The organism is Candidatus Limnocylindrales bacterium (assembly GCA_035571835.1).
Classification (GTDB): Bacteria; Desulfobacterota; Binatia; order UBA1149; family CAITLU01; genus DATNBU01.
Genome location: DATNBU010000008.1, coordinates 303,811 through 323,424, shown reverse-complemented (window position 1 = coordinate 323,424; position 19,614 = coordinate 303,811). Strand labels below are relative to the sequence as shown.

14 protein-coding genes are annotated in these 19,614 nt (G+C 67.0%); 5 read left to right on the top strand and 9 right to left on the bottom strand.

The genetic code is table 11. The features are described from left to right. Window positions 1-19: 19 nt before the first annotated feature. The 4 genes from VN634_03085 to VN634_03070 all read right to left on the bottom strand — a co-directional run bounded on the left by VN634_03085 (window position 20) and on the right by VN634_03070 (window position 6,158). Entirely contained in the window at window positions 20-736 is a 717-nt protein-coding gene (locus tag VN634_03085; GenBank protein ID HXC49847.1) for an HAD family hydrolase, read from the bottom strand. Window positions 737-759: 23 nt separating this feature from the next. Beyond that, on the bottom strand, window positions 760-5,058 hold the full coding sequence (locus VN634_03080; protein HXC49846.1) for a DUF4215 domain-containing protein: 4,299 nt from the start codon (window positions 5,056-5,058) through the stop codon (window positions 760-762). Between the two features lie 139 nt (window positions 5,059-5,197). Then, window positions 5,198-5,719, bottom strand: coding sequence for a DUF420 domain-containing protein (locus tag VN634_03075; GenBank protein HXC49845.1), 522 nt, complete (start codon window positions 5,717-5,719; stop codon window positions 5,198-5,200). 37 nt (window positions 5,720-5,756) lie between these two features. After that, entirely contained in the window at window positions 5,757-6,158 is a 402-nt protein-coding gene (locus VN634_03070; GenBank protein ID HXC49844.1) for a DoxX family protein, read from the bottom strand. A 187-nt stretch (window positions 6,159-6,345) separates the two neighbouring features. Between VN634_03070 and VN634_03065 the strand changes: the two genes are divergently transcribed. After that, entirely contained in the window at window positions 6,346-7,560 is a 1,215-nt protein-coding gene (locus VN634_03065; GenBank protein HXC49843.1) for an acyl-CoA dehydrogenase family protein, read from the top strand. Window positions 7,561-7,562: 2 nt separating this feature from the next. Here the strand turns inward: VN634_03065 and yhbY are convergent, their stop codons facing one another. The 3 genes from yhbY to VN634_03050 form a co-directional block, all read right to left on the bottom strand. Then, window positions 7,563-7,928, bottom strand: coding sequence for a ribosome assembly RNA-binding protein YhbY (gene yhbY, locus VN634_03060; GenBank protein HXC49842.1), 366 nt, complete (start codon window positions 7,926-7,928; stop codon window positions 7,563-7,565). Next, window positions 7,925-10,573, bottom strand: a complete 2,649-nt coding sequence (pepN, locus tag VN634_03055) for an aminopeptidase N (GenBank protein ID HXC49841.1) — start codon at window positions 10,571-10,573, stop codon at window positions 7,925-7,927. The genes yhbY and pepN overlap by 4 nt, the downstream gene beginning before the upstream one ends. Before the next feature lie 178 nt (window positions 10,574-10,751). Then, a complete protein-coding gene (locus VN634_03050; GenBank protein ID HXC49840.1) occupies window positions 10,752-13,040 on the bottom strand; it encodes a hypothetical protein in 2,289 nt (762 codons plus the stop codon). A gap of 94 nt (window positions 13,041-13,134) precedes the next feature. Between VN634_03050 and VN634_03045 the strand changes: the two genes are divergently transcribed. Beyond that, entirely contained in the window at window positions 13,135-14,535 is a 1,401-nt protein-coding gene (locus tag VN634_03045) for an amidohydrolase family protein (GenBank protein HXC49839.1), read from the top strand. A gap of 50 nt (window positions 14,536-14,585) precedes the next feature. On the opposite strand, the gene VN634_03040 is transcribed toward VN634_03045, so the two are convergent. Then, the gene (locus VN634_03040; protein ID HXC49838.1) at window positions 14,586-15,236 is read right to left on the bottom strand and encodes an adenylate/guanylate cyclase domain-containing protein; all 651 of its coding nucleotides are present in this window, start codon (window positions 15,234-15,236) and stop codon (window positions 14,586-14,588) included. Window positions 15,237-15,345: 109 nt separating this feature from the next. On the opposite strand from VN634_03040, the gene VN634_03035 reads away from it, so the two are divergent. Together VN634_03035 and ilvB are read left to right on the top strand one after the other, a co-directional pair. Next, window positions 15,346-15,840 (top strand): CoA-binding protein, encoded by a 495-nt coding sequence (locus VN634_03035; protein HXC49837.1) that lies wholly within the window; start codon window positions 15,346-15,348, stop codon window positions 15,838-15,840. Between the two features lie 208 nt (window positions 15,841-16,048). Next, window positions 16,049-17,899: a biosynthetic-type acetolactate synthase large subunit gene (gene ilvB / locus VN634_03030; GenBank protein HXC49836.1), complete on the top strand. Its 1,851-nt coding sequence runs from the start codon at window positions 16,049-16,051 to the stop codon at window positions 17,897-17,899. On the opposite strand, the gene VN634_03025 is transcribed toward ilvB, so the two are convergent. After that, on the bottom strand, window positions 17,896-18,339 hold the full coding sequence (locus VN634_03025; GenBank protein ID HXC49835.1) for a hypothetical protein: 444 nt from the start codon (window positions 18,337-18,339) through the stop codon (window positions 17,896-17,898). The two genes, ilvB and VN634_03025, sit on opposite strands and share 4 nt — an antisense overlap. A gap of 207 nt (window positions 18,340-18,546) precedes the next feature. On the opposite strand from VN634_03025, the gene VN634_03020 reads away from it, so the two are divergent. Next, the gene (locus VN634_03020) at window positions 18,547-19,551 is read left to right on the top strand and encodes an AraC family transcriptional regulator (GenBank protein HXC49834.1); all 1,005 of its coding nucleotides are present in this window, start codon (window positions 18,547-18,549) and stop codon (window positions 19,549-19,551) included. Window positions 19,552-19,614 lie beyond the last annotated feature (63 nt).

Here is a 19,614-nt window from a genome sequence, read left to right as displayed (position 1 = left end):
TGTCCCCGATTTTCGCGCTCTATGCGCCGCGGCTGCCGAGCGGTGCTGCGCGGTCGAGCACGGACAGAAACGCGTCCTGGTCGAGATAGCTCTCGATGACCACGGCGCCCTCGCGCTCGAGCCTCGCGCGCCGCTGGCCGCCGCCCACTCCGACAAACGCCGTGCCCACCTCGCGCGCCGCGCGCAGGTCCCACGGCTGGTCCCCCACATAAACAACTCGCTCGAAGCGCGCTCCTCCGGCCGCCGCGCACGCCGCGGAAACGGCGGCCGCCAGCACCCCGGCGCGCGACGCGCCGTCCTCCGAGCATGCAACGGTTTCCGGGATGCCGATGCGCGCACATTCGAGCTTGAGGCAGGCGGCGCGTCTCCAGTTGCCAGTCGCAATCGCCACCTGCCAGCTGCCGCCGGACGCCACGGCGGAAAGAATGCTGTCCGCGCCCGGAAGAGCACGATACGGCCGTTCGCGTGCAGCGATCTCGCGCGCGAGCAGCTCGAGATACGCCGACTTGAAACTCTCGAATTCGCCGGTGTCGACATCGCGTCCGAGCGCACGCCGGGCGGCTTCGCGTGCGATGCCGCAGTCGGTGGACTCCGCGTAGCTCTCGAGCCGCCGGTCGACAGTGCCGTCGCCGCCGCCGAAGAGCGCGTCGAACGTTCCGAAGAAGCAGCTCGTCCCGAGCCCGTCGCCGAGAGTCAGCGTTCCGTCGATGTCGAAGACCGCGAGCTTCATCTGCATTCGCTGGCTCCGTCGCGACCGCGTCAGCGCCTCGTCGGCGCTTTGGCGGGCTTCGCCGGTTTCGCGGGCGGCGCTGGAGGAGGCGGCGGTGGTGGAGGCGCAGGCCGGCAGTCGACTTCGCGCCAGGCGGCGATGCGATGAACGTCGCGACCGCTCGCACGAACGAAGCGGCCCCCGGCAAGCACTGCACCGCCGGCCGTACGCGACAGCGCGGAAACCGGTGATGGAAATCCGTCGGCCATCGTCGACCAGACTTCCTCGTGCAGCCGGGCGACCCGCGCGGCGGAAACGCCGCCGATGGTCAGGAAATCGCCTGCCGCGACCAGATCGCTGCCGTCGACGACGAGCGCAGCGACGCGCGCGGACGCACCGCCCTCGCCGACCGGCGTCCACGTTGCACCATTGAATCGCGCGAGGTTTCCCAGAAACGTTCCGCCGCCGGACGAAAGAAACTCGCCGCCGGCCACCAGCGTGCCGCCGTACAAAGCGAGCGCATGGACGCGGCCCGTGATTCCGTCGCCGACGCTCTGCCAGGTCTGACCATCCCAGCGCGCAATGCTCGAAGCGGCGACATCGCCTGCACGCCGGAAATCGCCGGCGGCGTAAACCAGATCCTCGACTGCGAGCAGCGCCCGCACGCTGCCATCGAGGCCGGCGCCGACGGGCTCCCATTTCGTGCCGTTCCAGCGCGCCACGTGCAGCGCGGTCTCTCCGCCGGCCGACGAGAAATCGCCGGCGGCATAGAGCGCCGAACCGGAATGCACGATCGCACGCACCGGAGCGTTCATGCCGCCGCCGACATCGTTCCAGCTCTTTCCGTCCCAGCGTGCGATCGAGTGCAATTCCTTGCGGCCGCTGCGCAGGAACTCGCCGCCGGCATAGATCTCCTCACCCTTCGGCGAGGTCGCGAGCGCGAACACGCGTCCTTCGAGGCCATCGCCGAGCGGCGCCCAGGCCTGTCCCGTCCAGCGCGCGACGTGCGAAAGCGCGAGCGATGCAGTCGCGAAGAAGTCGCCGCCGACGATCGCTCCGTCGGCGTATGGCGCAATCGCCATCACGACGGCACCGCCGCGGATTCCGTCGCCGTCGAGTCCCTTGCCGAGCGAGGCCCAGCGCCAGCGCGGCTCCTCGACGACTTTCATGCAGGACTCCGAGCAGCAGTCGCCGCCGTCGCATTCCTCTCCCGGATCGAGATGGCCGTCGCCGCACCCTTTGCGGGCGGCGACGAGCGCTTCCGACGTGGCTTCAGTCGCTGCCGCACCGGCACCGGGGCCGGGAAGCGGCGCGACATCCGGCGCAGGAGTCGCGGGCTCGGCGGGCAGCGGATCGCCGGGCAGAGGTCCGGTCGGAAACGCATCCATCGGCGTCGCGACGTTCGGCTGCGGGCCGGACGGCTGCGGCTGCTCCTTCATGCAGAACACGTCGCAGCCGTCGCCGGCGACCGCGTTGCCGTCGTCGCACTGCTCGAGGCCGGAATTGTTGACGATGCCGTCGCCGCAACGCTCGGCTACGCATTTCGGCGTGCAGCCGTCGCCCGAGACGTTGTTGCCGTCGTCGCACTGCTCGCGTCCGGCGTTGTTGACGACGCCGTCGCCGCAGCGCTCGAGCACGCAGAGCGGCGTGCATCCGTCGAGCGGGATGTCGTTGCCGTCGTCGCACTGCTCGCGTCCGGCGTTGTTGACGACACCGTCGCCGCAGCGCTCGGTCTCGCAGTCGGGCGTGCAGCCGTCGCCGGCCGCGTCGTTGCCGTCGTCGCACTGCTCGCGCTTGCCGTTGTTGACCTTGCCGTCGCCGCAGCGCTCGAGCGCGCATTCGGGCGTACAGCCGTCGCCGGCGACCGAGTTTCCGTCGTCGCACTGCTCGCGTCCGGCATTGTTGACGAGGCTGTCTCCGCAGCGTTCGAGCGCGCAGTTGTGATCGCAGCCGTCACCCGAGACGAGATTGCCGTCGTCGCACTGCTCCTTTCCGGAGTTGTTGACGATCGCATCGCCGCAGCGCTCGAGCGCGCATTCGTGATTGCAGCCGTCGCCGTCGGCGGCGCCGCCGTCGTCGCATTCCTCGCCGCTGTCGATTCGCCCGTTGCCACAGGCTTCGGTCTTGCACTTGGAATCGCAGCCGTCGTGATCGACGTGGTTGCCGTCGTCGCATCCCTCGCCCGCCTGCAGCACGCCGTTGCCGCAGACCTCCCGGATGCAGGCGGCATCGCACGAATCGCCGGCGGCCGTGTTGCCGTCGTCGCACTGCTCGCCTTTCTGGAGGATGCCGTTGCCGCAGACTTCTTTGCGACAGGCCGGATCGCAGCCGTCACCGGCGGTGGCGTTGCCGTCGTCGCAGTCTTCGCCCGCCTGCGCGATGCCGTTGCCGCAGGTTTCCTTGTGGCAGGCGGCGTCACAGCCGTCACCGGCCGTGGTATTGCCGTCGTCGCAGTCTTCTCCGTGCTGCACGATCTTGTTGCCGCACGCTTCGCGGCGGCATTTCGGATCGCAGCCGTCGCCGGTCAGCGAGTTGCCGTCGTCGCACTCTTCTTTTGCCTGCACGATGCCGTTGCCGCAGGTCTCGCGCTTGCAGCTCGGATCGCAGCCGTCGCCGCCGTTGGTGTTGCCGTCGTCGCAGTCTTCGCCCGGGTGCCGCTTGCCGTCGCCGCAGCGTTCGCGGCGGCATTTCGAATCGCAGCCATCGTTGGCCGCGGTGTTGCCGTCGTCGCACTCCTCGTTGCCCTGGATGACGCCGTTGCCGCAGTTCTCGCGCCGGCACTTCGGGTCGCAGCCGTCGCCGGAACGCGCGTTGCCGTCGTCGCATTCCTCGTTGGCCTGCACGGTGCCGTTGCCGCACTCTTCCTTGCGGCAGCTCGCGTCGCAGCCGTCGCCGTCGAGCAGGTTGTGATCGTCGCACTGCTCGCCGCTTCCGACCACGCCGTCGCCGCAAGGCTCGCGGTGACACTTTGCATCGCAGCCGTCGCCGACTTCGAGGTTGCCGTCGTCGCACTCCTCGCCGCCCTGCAGCACGCCGTTGCCGCAGATCTCGCGCAGGCAGACCGGATCGCAGCCGTCGCCGCCGACCACGTTGCCGTCGTCGCATTCCTCGCCGCTCTGCACCACGCCGTTGCCGCAGACCTCACTCCGGCATCCGCGGTCGCAGCCGTCGCCCGAGATGCTGTTGCCGTCGTCGCACTCTTCGCCGGGCTGAAGCTCGCCGTTGCCGCACCAGGTCAGCAGCGCTTCGAACGCGCCGATGTCGCACAGCGCCACTCCGTTGCCGTCGCCGTCGACGTCGCGCGCGAGGCCGCGCTGGTCGAGCTTCGGGCACGAGGCGTTGTCGCCCGCGTCGATGGCCGGGCTGCCGACGATCAGCGCGTGGGTCGGCGTGCCGCCGCCGTTGATCTGCAGGCGGCCGAGACCGATTTCGTGGCTCGGACGGATGTCTCCGGGCGACGCAAGCCGGCACGATCCGTCGTCGTCGATGTTGTGGCCGAGCGAGATCAGCGCGCCGATGCAGTTCCCGCCCTTCTTGTTCTCGGCAAGGATCGTGTTGCGGATGCGGACCTCGCCGCCGAGGTTGAAGATTCCGGCTGCGTCGGCGCCGACGCGGTTGTCGGTGATCGTCGAGCTCGAGATCTCGATCTTCGCGACACGCTTTTTGGCCGCGTTACCTTCGGTCGCGTTGTAGATGCCGCCGCCGCTCAGGTCTCCTAGGTTGCCGCTGATCGTGACGTTCTCGAGCGTGGCCTCGCCGGAGTTGTACAGGCCGCCGGCCAGCGATCCGCGGTTCCTCGCGATCGTGCTGTTGCGCACGACGAGACGGCCGGTGTTGTAGATGCCGCCCGCGAGGTCGCCGACGCTGCTTTCGACCGTCACGTTCTCGAGCTCGAGATCGGCCGAGTTGACGATCGCGCCGCCGCGCTCGTCGCTGCGGCCCTTCATCAGGCGAAGACCGGCGATGCGCACCTTCGGCGCAGGCTCGTGGACCGGAAGGTTGAACACCCGCGACGTGTCTTCGCCGGAGATGGACGTCACCGCGGCGCCCGGCCCTTCGATCGTGACGGCGCGCGGAAGCTGCAGCTCGCCGGTCGTCAGCCGGATCACGCCGGCCACTTCGATGCGGATAACGTCGCCGGAAGCGGCCTTTTCGATCGCCTCGCGCAGCGTTCCGGGACCGCGGTCTTCGAGCCGGGTCACGCGCAGGTCGCTCGCCGCGGTGTCGTTCGCTCGCGCAAGCGGCAGCGCGGCGCCGAGAACCAGCGCGAGCAGCAGCCGCGAATGCGGCCTGCATCCGCGCAGGATCCCCGCCTTCCTCCCGCCCGTGTGTCTGATCGTGCTCGTCATCCGCCCCGCGTTTCCTTCGATCCGCACCCTCTCCCGCATTCCTTCTATCTGCTCCACGAGTGCAGTTCCCGCTCCGCGCCAACCCTGCGGCGCTTTTTTCTTTGCCCGCGCGTCGCCGGCATTGCCGATACTCCCCGGCTCATGCCCACCAGCGCAGGAAGACGAATACGAGCACACCGGTCGCCGACACGTACAGCCAGAGAGGCAGCGTGCGGCGCGCCAGGCGCTTGTGGTCGATGAACCGGCCCGACACCGCGTGGGCGAGCGTCAGCAGGATCATCGGCAGCGTGATCGTCGTGACCAGCACGTGCGAGATCAGGATCGCGAAGTAAACCGGCCGGACGAAGCCCTGTCCGCGAAACGGAGTATCGCCGGCAATGTAGTGGTGCGTGATGTAGCCCGCGAGAAACAGCGACGAGCAGACGACGGCCGCGAGCATGAACGCGATGTGCCGGTTTCGCCGACCCGCACGGATCGCCCGGTAGCCGGCGACGAGGCAGAGCGCGCACAGAAAATTGAACACGGCGTTCGCGAGCGGCAGCGGGGAAGCTGCGCCCGTTCCCCGCGCCATCGCCGGATGCACGTAAATGAGCCAGAGCAGGAACCCGAAGATCGTCGCCGACACGATCGCGATCGCGCCGCGCAGCAGCTTTTCACTCATCGGCAGGATCCGGAAAAGGAAGCTCTGAGCGGCCGGGTCAGCGGGGATTGGCCCATTCTGCCATGCGGCCATCCACCGAATACTCGCCGGGCCCCGTGAACGTCAGCACGAAAAACGGAAGCGCGTACAGCAGATACGTCTCGCGCACCGACCAGGCCGTACCGCTCGGCATCGCCAGGGCCATCACCAGCATGACGACCAGAGGAGGAACCGCCGTGAAGCGCGTGAAGATGCCGAGCATCACGAGCAGGGTGCAGACAAACTCCGAGAACACCGTCAGGATCCACGTGAACTCACCGCCGACGCCGAAAAAATCCTGGAACAGGGGCCGATTCGCATGAATGAGCTCGCTCCATGCCCAGGCACGGCCATGGATCAGGAGTCCGCCGCCGAGGATGCGGAGAAAAAGCAGTCCGAGCGAAACCTGATGGCGATCCATTCCGACGCCGGAGCATATCCGCACCGGCGTCGCTTGAGAAGCCGATCCGCACGAACCCGTGGCGTTTGTCATCCGCACACTGCCTTGCAACATTGCGGCGCAATCCGAAAAGCCGATCGTTCGTTTCTGTCGGCCGGCCAGACGTGCCGGCGTTCGAGAAGTTCGCCGCCGAAGGAGTTCCGCCCCGATGCATTTCGACTACAGCGCAAAGACCAAGGACCTGATGGCCCGCCTTCAGGCCTTCATGGACGAGCACATCTACCCCAACGAGGAATCCGTCGGCGAACAGATCGATGCCGGTCCGACCCGCTGGAAACCGATCCCTCTCGTCGAAGAGCTCAAGCCGAAAGCAAAGGCCGCCGGCCTGTGGAACCTCTTCCTGCCGGAGAGCGAGTACGGAGCGGGCCTGACCAACCTCGAGTACGCTCCGCTCTGCGAGATCATGGGAACCTCGTTCATCGCGTCCGAGGTCTTCAACTGCTCGGCGCCCGATACCGGCAACATGGAAGTGCTGGTGCGTTACGGCAGTCCCGAGCAGCGCAAGCAGTGGCTGGAGCCGCTGCTCGCCGGCGAGATCCGTTCCGCATTCGCGATGACCGAGCCGGCCGTCGCGTCGTCGGACGCGACCAACATCCAGTCGAGCATCCGCCGCGACGGCGACGAGTACGTCATCAACGGCACCAAGTGGTGGACGTCCGGAGCCGGCGATCCGCGCTGCAAGATCGCGATCTTCATGGGCAAGACCGATCCGGATGCCCACAAGTACCTGCAGCAGTCGATGATCCTTATTCCGCTGGATACGCCCGGAATCACGATCAAGCGCATGCTTTCGGTGTTCGGCTACGACGACGCGCCGCACGGGCACGCCGAAGTCGAGTTCAAGGACGTGCGCGTGCCGGCCTCGAGCCTGCTGCTCGGCGAAGGCCGCGGATTCGAGATCGCGCAGGGTCGGCTCGGACCGGGCCGCATCCACCACTGCATGCGAACCATCGGCATGGCCGAGCGTGCGCTCGCGCTGATGTGCAAGCGTTCGATCGAGCGCGTCGCGTTCGGACAGCGGCTGGCCGAGATGGGCGTGACGCGCCACCACATCGCGCAGTCACGCATGGAGATCGAGCAGGCACGGCTGCTGACGCTCAAGGCTGCCTACATGATGGACACGGTCGGCAACAAGGCCGCGCGCGCCGAAATCGCGATGATCAAGGTCATCGCGCCCAACATGGCGCTGCGCGTGATCGACCGCGCGATGCAGGTGCACGGCGGCATGGGCGTCTGCCAGGACACGTTCCTCGCGCGCGCGTGGGCCGGACAGCGAACGCTGAGATTCGCCGACGGTCCCGACGAAGTGCACACCGACCAGATCGGCCGGCTCGAAGTGAAGAAGTACATTCCGGGGCGCTGAGGTCAGTTCTCGCCGCCGCCGGCCGGCGGCGGCGAGTCCGTTTTCGACGGAAACGTGATTCGCCGGCGCTCCGGATCCGGCTGGCGGCGGTACAGGATCGCAATCGTGCCGACCGCACCGGCGAGCTCGGCATCGCATCCCTTTTCGAGCTCGGCGGCGATACGCGCACGCTCGTCGCGATCGGCGCCGATCTTCACCTTGATCAGCTCGTGATCTTCGAGCGCGCGGCGCGTGGCGGCCAGCACGGTTTCCGTAAGACCACCTTTGCCGACGTGCACGACCGGCTTGAGCGGATGCGCCACGCCGCGGAGGTATTTGCGCTCGGTGCTGGTCAGCCGCGTCGAATCACCGGAATCCGAGGCAGTCACGACAGACTCTTGGTGACGACTTCGAACACGTCGCGCGACAGGCCCGGCTCGGCGACGATGCGCTTGAGCTCGCAGTTCTGCATGTCGCGGCGCGCTTCGTCGTAGCGGCGCCAGCGGCTGAAGATGCCCGCCATGCGTGCGGCAACCTGCGGATTGAGCGGATCGAGCCTCAGCACGTTGTCGGCAAGGAAACGGTAGCCTGCGCCCGACGCATCGTGGAAGCGCACTGCGTTGGCGCTGCAGAACGCGCCGACGAGCGAGCGCACCTTGTTCGGATTGCGGATGTCGAACGCTTCGTGCTGCATCAGGCGCTCGACCTCGGCGAGCGTGCCCGGCAGCTCGGACGTCGCCTGCACGCCGAGCCATTTGTCGACCACCAGCGGGTCGTGCTTCCAGCGCGCATAGAATTCGTCGAGCGCCCAGCGCCGTTCCTGGCAGTCGAGGTGCGAAAGCACGGCGAGCGCAAGGATCGACTCGGTCATGTTGTCGGCGATCGCGAACTGTTCGAAGACCAGGATCTCGCACGAGCGCTCGCCGAGCCGCGACAGATATGCGAGGCACACGCCGGCCAGCGCGCGCCGCCCGACTGCGACCGAGTCGAGCATCGTCGACTCTCCGCTGCGGCATTCGCGAAAGCGCTCCTCGAGCTCGCTGCGACACGCCTCCGCAAGCTTCTGCCGCAGGAAGCTGCGCACCTCGTGAATGCCGTCGACGTCGACCTCCTTCATCTGGTCGGCGACGTACGATTCGGTCGGCAGCACGAGGGCGCGGGCAAGAAACGCGTCGTCGAGCTCGTGCGATGCGAGCGTATTGCGGAACGCCACCAGCAGGTCCGCCGGCAGCTCGAGCGGCTGCCCTTCGCGCCGGCGCTCGACGAGCTCGAGCATGCGCCGGAGCGCGAGCTGCTGGCCGGCTTCCCAGCGGTTGAACGCATCGCCGTCGTTGGCCGCGAGAAACGCAAGGTCCGCGTCGCTCCACGCGCCTTCGATCCGCACCGGCGCGGAGAAGCCACGCAACAGCGACGGAACCGGCTCGACGTCGACGTCGCAGAAACGGAACTTCTCGCGCGCCCGGCGAACCTCGAGCACGCGCGTCGGCCCTTCGAACGGCACCGGCTCGCCGGCAAGGCGCATCGGCATCTCTTTTCCATCCGGACCAAGCAATGCCATCGAGACCGGAATGTGCATCGGCAGCTTGTCTTTCTGCGCGGGAGTCGGCGGGCACTGCTGCTCGATCTCGAGCGTGAACGTGCGTTTCTTTGCGTCGAAGGTTCGCTTGACGCGGAGCACCGGAGTTCCGGCCTGCGAGTACCACAGGCGGAACTGTGTCAGGTCGATCCCGGACGCGTCTTCCATTGCACGGACGAAGTCGTCGCACGTGACCGCCTGGCCGTCGTGCCGTTCGAAATAGAGATCGGTGCCTGCGCGGAAACGCTCCGGTCCGAGCAGCGTGTGCATCATGCGGACGACTTCGGCGCCCTTGTTGTAGACGGTCGTCGTATAGAAGTTGTTGATCTCGATGTACGAGTCGGGCCGCACGGGATGGGCCATGGGCCCGGAATCTTCGGCGAACTGGTAGATGCGCAGCAGCTGGACATCGCCGATGCGGCGCACCGCCCGCGAGCTGCGATCGCCGGAGAACTCCTGGTCGCGAAACACCGTCAGGCCTTCTTTGAGGCTCAGCTGGAACCAGTCGCGGCACGTGACGCGGTTACCGGTCCAGTTGTGAAAATATTCGTGGGCCACCACGCCTTCGATCGCGGCATAGTCATCATCGGTGGCCGTGTCGGGCCGCGCCAGGACGTACTTCGAGTTGAAGATGTTGAGGCCCTTGTTCTCCATCGCCCCCATGTTGAAGTCGTCCACTGCGACGATCGAGAACACGTCGAGGTCGTACTCGCGCCCGTAGACCTTCTCGTCCCACTCCATCGAATGCTGCAGGGATCGCATCGCGTGCGAGCACTTGTCGGCATTCTGGGGCTCGACGAAGATCCGCAGCGGAACCGTGCGGCCGCTCATCGTCGTGAACGAGTCTTCGAGCGAGATGAGCTTGCCGGCCACCAGCGCGAACAGGTACGACGGCTTCGGGAACGGGTCGCGCCAGCGCGCCCACGCGCGTCCGTTTCCGGCGTCCCCGTGGCCGTCGGGATTGCCGTTCGACAGCAGCACCGGATAGCGCTCGGCGTCGGCGACGATCGTGGTCGTGAACCGGGCGAGCACGTCGGGGCGATCGAGGTAGTACGTGATGCGGCGGAAGCCTTCGGCCTCGCACTGCGTGCAGAACATCGAGCGCGACCGGTAGAGGCCTTCGAGCGCCGTGTTTTTCTCGGGGTGGACGGCGACTTCGCTGACGAGCGTGAAGCGCTCGGGCACGCCTGGAATGCGAAGGCTGCGTTCGTCGACTTCGTAGTCGCCGGGCACCAGCTCGCGTCCTTCGATCGACAGCAGGCGCAGCTCGAGGCCCTCGCCGTCGAGCACGAGGTCGCTCGACGCATCGGGACGCTCCGGATTGCGGCGTAGCGACAGCGTGGACCGGACCGTCGTCTCTTCCTCGCCGAGCTCGAAGCGGAGCTCGACGTCGTCGATCAGATAGTCGGGTGGCTTGTAATCACTGCGGTGGACCGTACGCGGCGCGTCCTGTTCCAAAAGGGCTGCTCCTCAAAAAGGCTGCCTTCTCCTGTCACAGGATCGGGTAAAGCGGAACCGAGCGGACGCTCCGATGGAGGCGATGCGCAACTGTTCCGCCCGCGACGACCTCAACTTTTCTTGATGCGACGGGCGATCGGAAGCAGCCCCGGGCATGGGTGCGGCTCGTGCGATCGTTTCAATTTCCGTTCGACGCCGGCACGGTCACGTTCACCGTGGGAAACTCATCGAGCGGCTCGAAGTTGAGTCCGCTCGCGCGAAGGACCTGGGCCGGGCCGGGCGCGAGACTGCCGTAGCCTTCGCATGTTCCGAGCTTTCCCACGTCGATCCCGGTGTAGTCGATCACGCAGATTTTCGAATGCGAATCGCCGTCGCTGCCCAGGAAGATCCCGCGCGCGTTCGTCGAAGCCGCATAGCATTCCGAGCACTCACTCGCGCCCGCATCGCCCTCGACGCGAAGGATCATCTCGGTCACCGGCACCGGCGAAGCTTCGGCGATCTCCACGCTGCCGAGCTCGTCCAGATTGCAGCAGGTCCCGCAGAACGACGTCACGCTCGACGTCGAAACGAACTGCGTCGTGCTCGTGAAGGCAACGGCCCTTCGGGCTGCAGTCGTCGTGACGGTACGCTGCGCGGTTGCGCTGCCGGATGGCGGGACGGGACGTGCCGGCGCAGACGAGCACGACGGATCTGCGGACTGTCCGGCACAGAGCTTCGGGTGCGTGTCGCACTGCTCGGCGCAGCTGCAGCCGCATCCAACAACCGCAGTGTTTGCGATTGCGTCGAGATCCGCCGGACGGGCGTGACAACGCAGAAGCGGAGCGTCGAGGTTGCAGCCGTACGCACCGGATTCCGTCGCCCGTACGTCGACGACCATGCCGGCCTCGTCGATCTGAAGCGTTGCGTTGCAGCCGGAGTCGGTGACTGCCCCGTCGAGACTACACGAGAGAAGCGAAAGATCCCCCGGCAGCGACGATCGTGGAACGCGGACGTGCGTCGCGGCGCACGTCGGGGATGCAACCAGCCGCAGCGGATCCCCGGGGCCTTCGGAACAGATCGGGCAATGGAGCGTGACCGGCAGATCGAGCGCAGACTGCAGTACGACGAGCGCGTCGTGAGCCGTATGCGCGCCGGAGCCGTCGGCGTCGCAGACACACGGTGCACAGGGCTGGAGTTGTACACTCGCGCGAAGCGCCGCGAGCGCGTCGTTCGTCGTCGTTACGCCGTTCTCGTCTGCGTCTCCGCATTCCGGTGCGCGAATCCGGAGCAATCTCGATGCGATTGCTCCGGCGCCGGTCTGCCAGACGACCAGTACACGACGCGGATCGATTGCTGCGATGGCGGGATGGCGCACCGGCCCGTCGTGGCTCAGCTGCACGACCGGCCCGAGCGCATCGCCGTCGCCGCTGAACTCCCGAACGACGATCTCTGCCGGAGTATCGCCGAGAGCGGTCGTCCACGCTGCGGCCAGCCTGTCTCCGCCGATTGTCACGGCCGCAAGTCCGTTTGCGCCGGCCGCGAGCCCTTCGTTTTTCGGTGCGCTTGCGCTGACGAGAAACGAGCGAGTCGAAGTCTCGTCGATTTTGCGCGCGCGAACTTCCGAAGTGTACACGTCGGTGTAGTACTCCGAGGTCCACAGCACGTGCACGGCCTGTCCGCCGGCAGCAAGCTCGGCGTCCACTGCACCGCCGTCGTAGGCCAGGACCTCGGAATTGTCCGCGAGCTGTCCTGCCGACGTGAGTGCGCGCACGTAAACCGACCCGAAATGATCCGAGATGGCTCGTACCCACGACAGCACGAATCCGGCCGCGGTGCGGTCGATGTCCGCATCAATGGCCGGCGCCGGACCACCACCAGCGAGCAGGAGCTCGCCGGTGGTGGGAACGCCGTCGAGTGAGAAATGCCGGCCATAGATCGTCGAGTCGTAGTACGTGACGTTTCCAATCGTCTGCGTCGTGCCTTGCGCCCATGCGACGACGAAGCCATTGGCATCGGCTGCCACCGCGGGAGCGCCTGCGTAGAAATGACCGGCCGGAGCCGCATGCGGCTCGTCGATGCGAAATTCGCCACCGACAGGATTGCCGGCTGCATCCAGGAAGCGACCCGTCACGCGCGACGCTTCGTCGTCGCCTTCGAGATCCTGCCGCCATACGACGATGAAACCGTCCCCGGCACGCGTCACGTCGGCAAGCGTGTTGTGCGCGAGCGCGCCCGCGTCGACCGCAACTGCGGGAGCGGAAGGAGATCCGGTCGCATCGAGCCTGCGTGCGCGAATTCGCGACTGGCCCCCAGTGTCGTTCCAGACCACGACGAAACCACTCGGCGACTCGGCGACAGAGGGCGACTCGGAGCCGTTCTCGCCGCTGAGTGGGATGGACGCGCCGGACGGGACCATCGCAGCACCTGCGAGGCTGGAGGCGAACATCGATGACAGTGTGAAAAGCGTAACCAGAAAACGAATCGTCATGCGGCGCGCACATTGCCGCGATTGCGCGAGCCATGGCAAGGCTCGATCTCCGCACCGGCTTGGAATGGCGGCGGCCGGGGTGCTACACGCGCGCATGCAGCTTCGACCCGCAGCCGTGGCCCTGGTCGTCCTGTGCGGATGCGGCGGCGGCGAAGCGCTGATGGCGCGGCCGTCGCCGCCGCCCGCCTCACTCGTCATTCGCCACGTTCGCATCTTCGATGCGCCGCGGGCGTCGCTCGCTGCCGGGCCTGTCGATGTACTGGTCGAAGGCGGCCGCATCGCCAGAATCGCGGAGACCGGCATCGAGACAGGGCAGGCGCGAGAGATCGACGGATCCGGCGGCGTACTGCTGCCCGGCCTGGTCGATGTCCACACGCACACGGCTTCGTCATCCAATCCGCCGGGTGCGACGGGCTTGCTGCCCGACGTCGAAGGAAATCTCGCAGCATTCCTTTATGCCGGCGTCACCACCGTTCTCGACCTCGGAAACCTGACCCCGGCCGTATTCGCCGAGCGAGACGCCGTTGCGTCGGGCAGCATGCTCGGCCCGCGCGTCTACGCCGCGGGTCCGGTGTTTACCGCAAGCGGCGGACATCCGGCCAACGTGCTGCGCGCGTGGCTCCCCTGGTACCTCGGCTGGTACGTGCTGCCGCGAGCAACGCGCGAGGTCGACGATGCGGCCGCGGCGCGCCGCGCGGTCGCCGAGCTTGCGCCGCAGCATCCGGAGATCCTCAAGATCACGATCGATGCCGAGGCGCGCGGCGTCGTGCCATGCCTTTCGCTGGAGACGATGAGGGCGATCGTCACCGCAGGTCATGAGGCCGGCGTCCGTTCGATTGCGCACGTCGGAAGCTCGGCCGAAGCGGGCCTCGCTGTCGAAGCCGGCGTCGATGCGCTGGCTCATTCGCCGTGGCGCGACGAGCTTACGGATCAGGTGATCTCGGCCATCGCCGCGAGGCACGTGCCGGTAATCGCGACGCTGGCCGGCTGGGACATCGCAGGCAGCCCGCGAAAGTCACGCGGAGATTTCCTGCCGATCGAGCGCGAGGTCGCATCCGCAGAGTTGATCGATCGACTGCTGACGACTGCGCCTCTTCGCGACGAAGACAGCGTCGCGTTCGTTGCGGCGGCCGGCGCCGCGCACGAAGCGCGCAGGCGCAACGTGGCAAGGCTGCGCGCGGCCGGCATCACCGTGCTGGCGGGCAGCGATTCGCTCAACCCCGGCATCATCGCGGGTGCCGGCCTTCATCTCGAGCTGGCGAAGCTCGTCGATGCGGGAATGACGCCTGCCGAAGCACTGCGCTCCGCGACGTGGGACAATGCCCGTTTTCTTGCCGGTGAAACTCCGGAGTTCGGCGAGATCGCCGTTGGCAGGAGGGCCGACCTCGTGCTGGTCGCCGGCGATCCGACCGCGAACATCGCCGATCTCGGCCGTATTCAGCAGGTGATTCTCGGCGGCGTGCCGCTCGCGCGAGCGCCTCGCCGCGCCGACTGATGCAGCCATCCCGCTTTGACCGTCAGGCAGCGGATACTCTTTGATATTTGTCAGGCGGCGGCCGTGCGTGCGCGCTCGTCGCTTGCGTCTGCAGACCGGGCGTCTTCCTGCCAGACGACTTCGTATAGCGGAACCTCTTCCGCCATTCCGTCGAGGCAGCGAGTTCCGTGATGACGGAACTGGAAGCCTTTTCCCGCCGCCAGAAGGCGGACGACGTCCGAGACCAGAACCTGGCCTCCCGCAGCGCAATCAGTGATGCGGGCTGCAACGTTGACGACGGTTCCGAACAGATCGCCGCCATCGACGATCGGTGCGCCGGCGTTCATGCCTACGGCAATCCGCAGCGGAGCCGGCTGAGCGCTCGTCAGTGTCCACGCGTGCGAGGTCGCCTGGATCGACAGCGCCGATTCGATCGCGCGCGACGCCGACGCGAAGCACGCCATGATCCCGTCGCCGGTATGCTTGATCTCGCGGCCGCCGGTGTCGGCCAGCGCCGCGCGGACGATGCGGTCGTGGACCAGGACCAGCTCGCGGGCGGCGCGGTCGCCGAGCCGATCGGTAAGACCGGTGTAGTCTTCGATGTCGGTGAAAAGGACGGTCAGGTCCGCATCACCGAGAGGCTCGGCGCTCGTGCGCTCGATGCCGAACAGTCCAAGCGCCCCGGCCGGCACGAGCTTTCGAATTTCCTGCCTGATGTCCATGCCACCTCACCTCTTCCAGACCTCCGCGATTGCCCCCAGGCGGCGGCGTGCGCCGCGCGCTGCCGTCGGAGAGTAACGCGGCCCCGCTCTAATGCAACGCGTCATGGTCGTGAAACCATCGAGATTCACGGCAGCTCTGCCGCTTGATGCGTTCGTCCGAACGTCCGATGGTCGCATCGCGATGACGGAGCCGGAGCGCGAGATCGACGAGATCCTTTCGACGATGCAGCACATTGCCGTCGTCGGGATCTCGGACAACCCCGCGCGACCGTCCAATGAGGTCGCGTCCTATCTCCTCAAGCATGGGTTCAGGATTTCGTTCGTAAACCCCATGCTGAAAGAGGTTTTCGGCATGGCGTGCAAGCCTGATCTCGGCACGGTCGACGGGCCGGTCGACGTCGTCGACGTGTTCCGCCGGTCCGAGGAGGCAGGCGCCGTCGTCGACGAAGCGATCGCGATCGGCGCGCGCGCCGTGTGGCTTCAGGAAGGCGTCATCGACGAAGCCGCCGCCGAGCGAGCTCGTGCGGCCGGCCTGCTCGTCGTGATGGATCGCTGCATCGAGAAGGAGCATGCCCGCCGGATGGCGTCTGGTCGCACGGCCTGACCGCCGCGATCCTGGCCCGGCTCGATCTACCGATGGTCGGGGTCTGCAGGGCGGAGAGAGCGGTTGCGAACCACCCTCGGGACGTAGGAAAACCGGACCGACTCAGCCATAGTGGCCAGCTCGCGCGCCGCCACGGCACGCGAAATTCATTCGACGACCAACAGGCCGCCGGGCCTGCCGGGCCTGTCGGACCCAACGGGAAGACACGATGACCACCCGCAAGACCTCCTCCGCCGCACACCTGGGACTCGCCCCGGCCAAACACCCGATGGCCGGCACCGTGATGACAGGAGCCGACGCGGTCGTACAGGTCCTTGCGGACGAAGGCGTCGATACGATCTTCGGCTACAGCGGCGGCGCGATCCTGCCGACCTACGACGCGGTCTTCCGCTACAACGAGTCGAACCCGTCGCGCCGGATCAATCTGCTGGTGCCCGCCACCGAGCAGGGCGCAGGATTCATGGCGGCCGGATACTCGCGCTCCAGCGGCCGCGTCGGCGTCGCGCTCGTCACGTCCGGCCCCGGCGCCACCAACACCGTCACGCCGGTGCGCGACTGCCAGGCCGATTCGATTCCGATGGTGCTCATCTGCGGCCAGGTGCCGCGCGCGGCCATCGGCACCGACGCGTTCCAGGAAGCGCCGGTCTTCAACATCATGTCGCCGTGCGCCAAGCACGTGTTCCTGCTGACCGATGAAACCAAGATCGAAGAGACGATGCGCAGCGCATTCGATATCGCGCGCAGCGGCCGTCCCGGTCCGGTGGTCGTCGACATCCCGCGCGACGTGCAGCTCACGCAAGGCGCGTTCCGCGGCTCGGGCCTGCTCAAGCTGCGCGGCTACGATGAGCGCCGCAGCGAGCAGGCGCGCCATCACGTCGATGCGCAGGCGGCCAAATCGTTCTTCGAAATGCTCTCGCGCTCGGAGCGCCCGCTGCTGTATGTCGGCGGCGGCGTGCCGAACGCCGAAGCCTCCCCGGAACTGCGCCGCTTCGCCGAGCGCTTCGGGATACCGGTCGTGACGACGCTGATGGGCATCGGATCGATCGAGACGACGTCGGAGCTGGCGCTGCACATGCTCGGCATGCACGGCACCGCGTACGCGAACTACGCCGTCGAAGACTGCGACTTCCTGTTCGCCGTCGGCGCGCGCTTCGACGATCGCGTGGCCGGCAAGGTCAAGGAATTCGCGCCGGGCGCGCGCATCGCGCACCTCGACGTCGACGCGTCCGAGATCGGCAAGGTCAAGGGCGTCGACTGGTCGTGCGTGGTCGACGCCAAGCGCGGCCTCGCCGAGCTGCTCGAGGCCGGAAAGGCATTCCGCAAGGATTTCTCGGCGTGGCGAGAGCACGTCGCGAAGCTGCGCAAGGAGCATCCGCTCGACTACAACCACGACGCCGAGGCGATCCAGCAGGAAGAAGTGCTGATCGAGATGAACCGCATTACCAAGGGCGAAGCCATCGTGGCGACCGGCGTCGGCCAGCACCAGATGTGGGCTGCGCAGTACCTCGATTTCAAGAACCCGCGCGACTGGCTGACGTCGGGAAGCATGGGAACGATGGGGTTCGGCCTGCCCGCGGCGATCGGCGCGCAGCTCGCCAATCCCGGCCGACTCGTCATCGACGTCGACGGCGACGGCAGCATCCGTATGAACCTCGGCGACCTCGAAACGCTGACCAACTACGACATTCCGGTCAAGGTGCTGCTGCTCAACAATCTCGGCGACGGCATGGTTCGCCAGTGGCAGGACCTGTTCTACGCGAACCGCTACTCGGGCTCGGACAAGACGCTTCACAAGAAGGACTTCGTCAAGGCCGCCGAGGCCGACGGATTCGGCTTCGCGCGCCGCGTGGTGGCGCGCGCGGATCTTGCGGCGGCGCTCGCCGACTTCATTTCGTTCGACGGTCCCGCGCTGCTCGAAGTCATGGTCGACCAGCGCGAGCACGTCTACCCGATGATCGGCCCGGGCATGGGATACAAGGACATGCTCACCGGCAAGAACATCCGCGCGCGGACACCTCCGAAGAAAGTCGCCGACTCGACCGAAGGCGGCTATTTCTAGCCGCCCGACTTCGCGCCCTGCTCCGTGCGCGGTCCGTACCGGCGCGATTCGTTGGCGTCGTTCGCAATCGTTCCGCTGCGCCTTCGCTGGCCTTCGGCCGGCTGCCTGCGCAGACGGATGCGCCGGATGCGGCATCGCTCGGCGTACGCGCTGCGTTTCATCCGCAGCAGCCCCTCGCGGATGTACTGGGGATCCAGACACAGCGTCGTGCAGATGTTCTCGAACGAGAACGGCGAGTCGGAGTCCGTGCTCGCAACCCAGCTCTCGACTTCGAATCCCCGCCGGCGCCGCAGCGGATTGGCCGAGCGAAGTCCGTATTGAAACGTCACCAGCGCATCCTCCATCACCGCAAGCATCAGCTTGAACTCGGGAGCCCATGCCCTGGTATCGCAATCGAGGTCGATGGTCTTCAGCGACAGATCTTCGTTGCAGCCCGTCATCGCAGAGTCTCCTGGTCCGGGAGTTTTCGCGTCGATGAGCCGGCCCCTGTTTCCCGGTCACCGCGGAGCGTTCGAAAGCGAACGTCACATGCGGACTCTACGAACCGGCTGCCTTTCCTGCTTGACCCCGGACGCCAAACGCTTGATCCGCGCCGCCATCCTCTCTAAGCGACGTCCGGCAGGGATTTGATGTAGGGTTTTGATGTGATGATCGGCACGTTCCTCGCTTCGGAAATCCGGCTCCTTTCGCGCGCGCTCGAGGATCGGGGGATCGATGCCGGCGAGGTGCTTCGCAGCGCCGGTCTGAATCCGGCGCTCGTCGAGCAGCCGCGCGCACGCTTTCCTTTCGATCGTGTCGCGGCCGCGTGGGCGCGAGCCGTCGAGATCACCGGCGACGCGGATCTCGGACTGGACGCGGTCAACTGGTACCGGCCGACAGATTTTCACGGGCTCGCGGTCGTCGTTCTCGCCAGCGCAGATCTCGCGACAGCGCTGCAGCGGTTCGCCCGCTACCACACCGTCGTCAACACGGCGCTCAAGATCCGCCTCGACAAAAAGAGCACCCGGATCGATCTCCTCTGCACGCCGCTCAAAGTGGATCCGCGCGCCGTTCGCGTTCTCGAAAGCGGCCGCAGCGCGATTCTGATCGACCTGCTGCGGAGCGCGATCAGCGGCCCGCTCGATCCGCTCGAGGTCGCGTTCACGTATCCGAAACCGGAAGGCGGCAGCCGGGTGAGCGAGGCGCTGCGCGCACGGGTCGTCTACGGTGCGCCCGAATGGAGGATCTCGTTTCGAAGCAGCGACGCCGATCGGCCGTTCCTCGCGTCCAACCGCGAGCTCGCGCGCAGCAACGACCACGTGCTCGACCAGATGGTCCAGAGCCTGCGCCAGGACGATCTGGTCTCGCGCGTGAAGATGGCGATGGTCGACGAGCTTCCGTCGGGTACGCCGTCCGAAGACAGCATCGCGAAAGTGGTCTCGATGAGCCCGCGGTCGCTGCAGCGGCGCCTCGCGTCGCTGCACACGAGCTTCAAGGAGCTGCTGGCCGCGGTGCGCCGCGAGCTCGCCGAGCAGTACGTCGACGACCGCAGCATTCCGGTGACCGAGATCAGCTACATGCTCGGGTTCTCGGACCTCTCTTCGTTCTCGCGTGCATTCAAGCGCTGGACCGGACGTTCGCCGGCGGAGCGGCGCCAGCGCGCGACCGCGTAAGCATCGTGACGGCGCGCCGACTCGCCGCTGCGTGAGGATCCCGGCGAGACGCGCCGGCGCTCG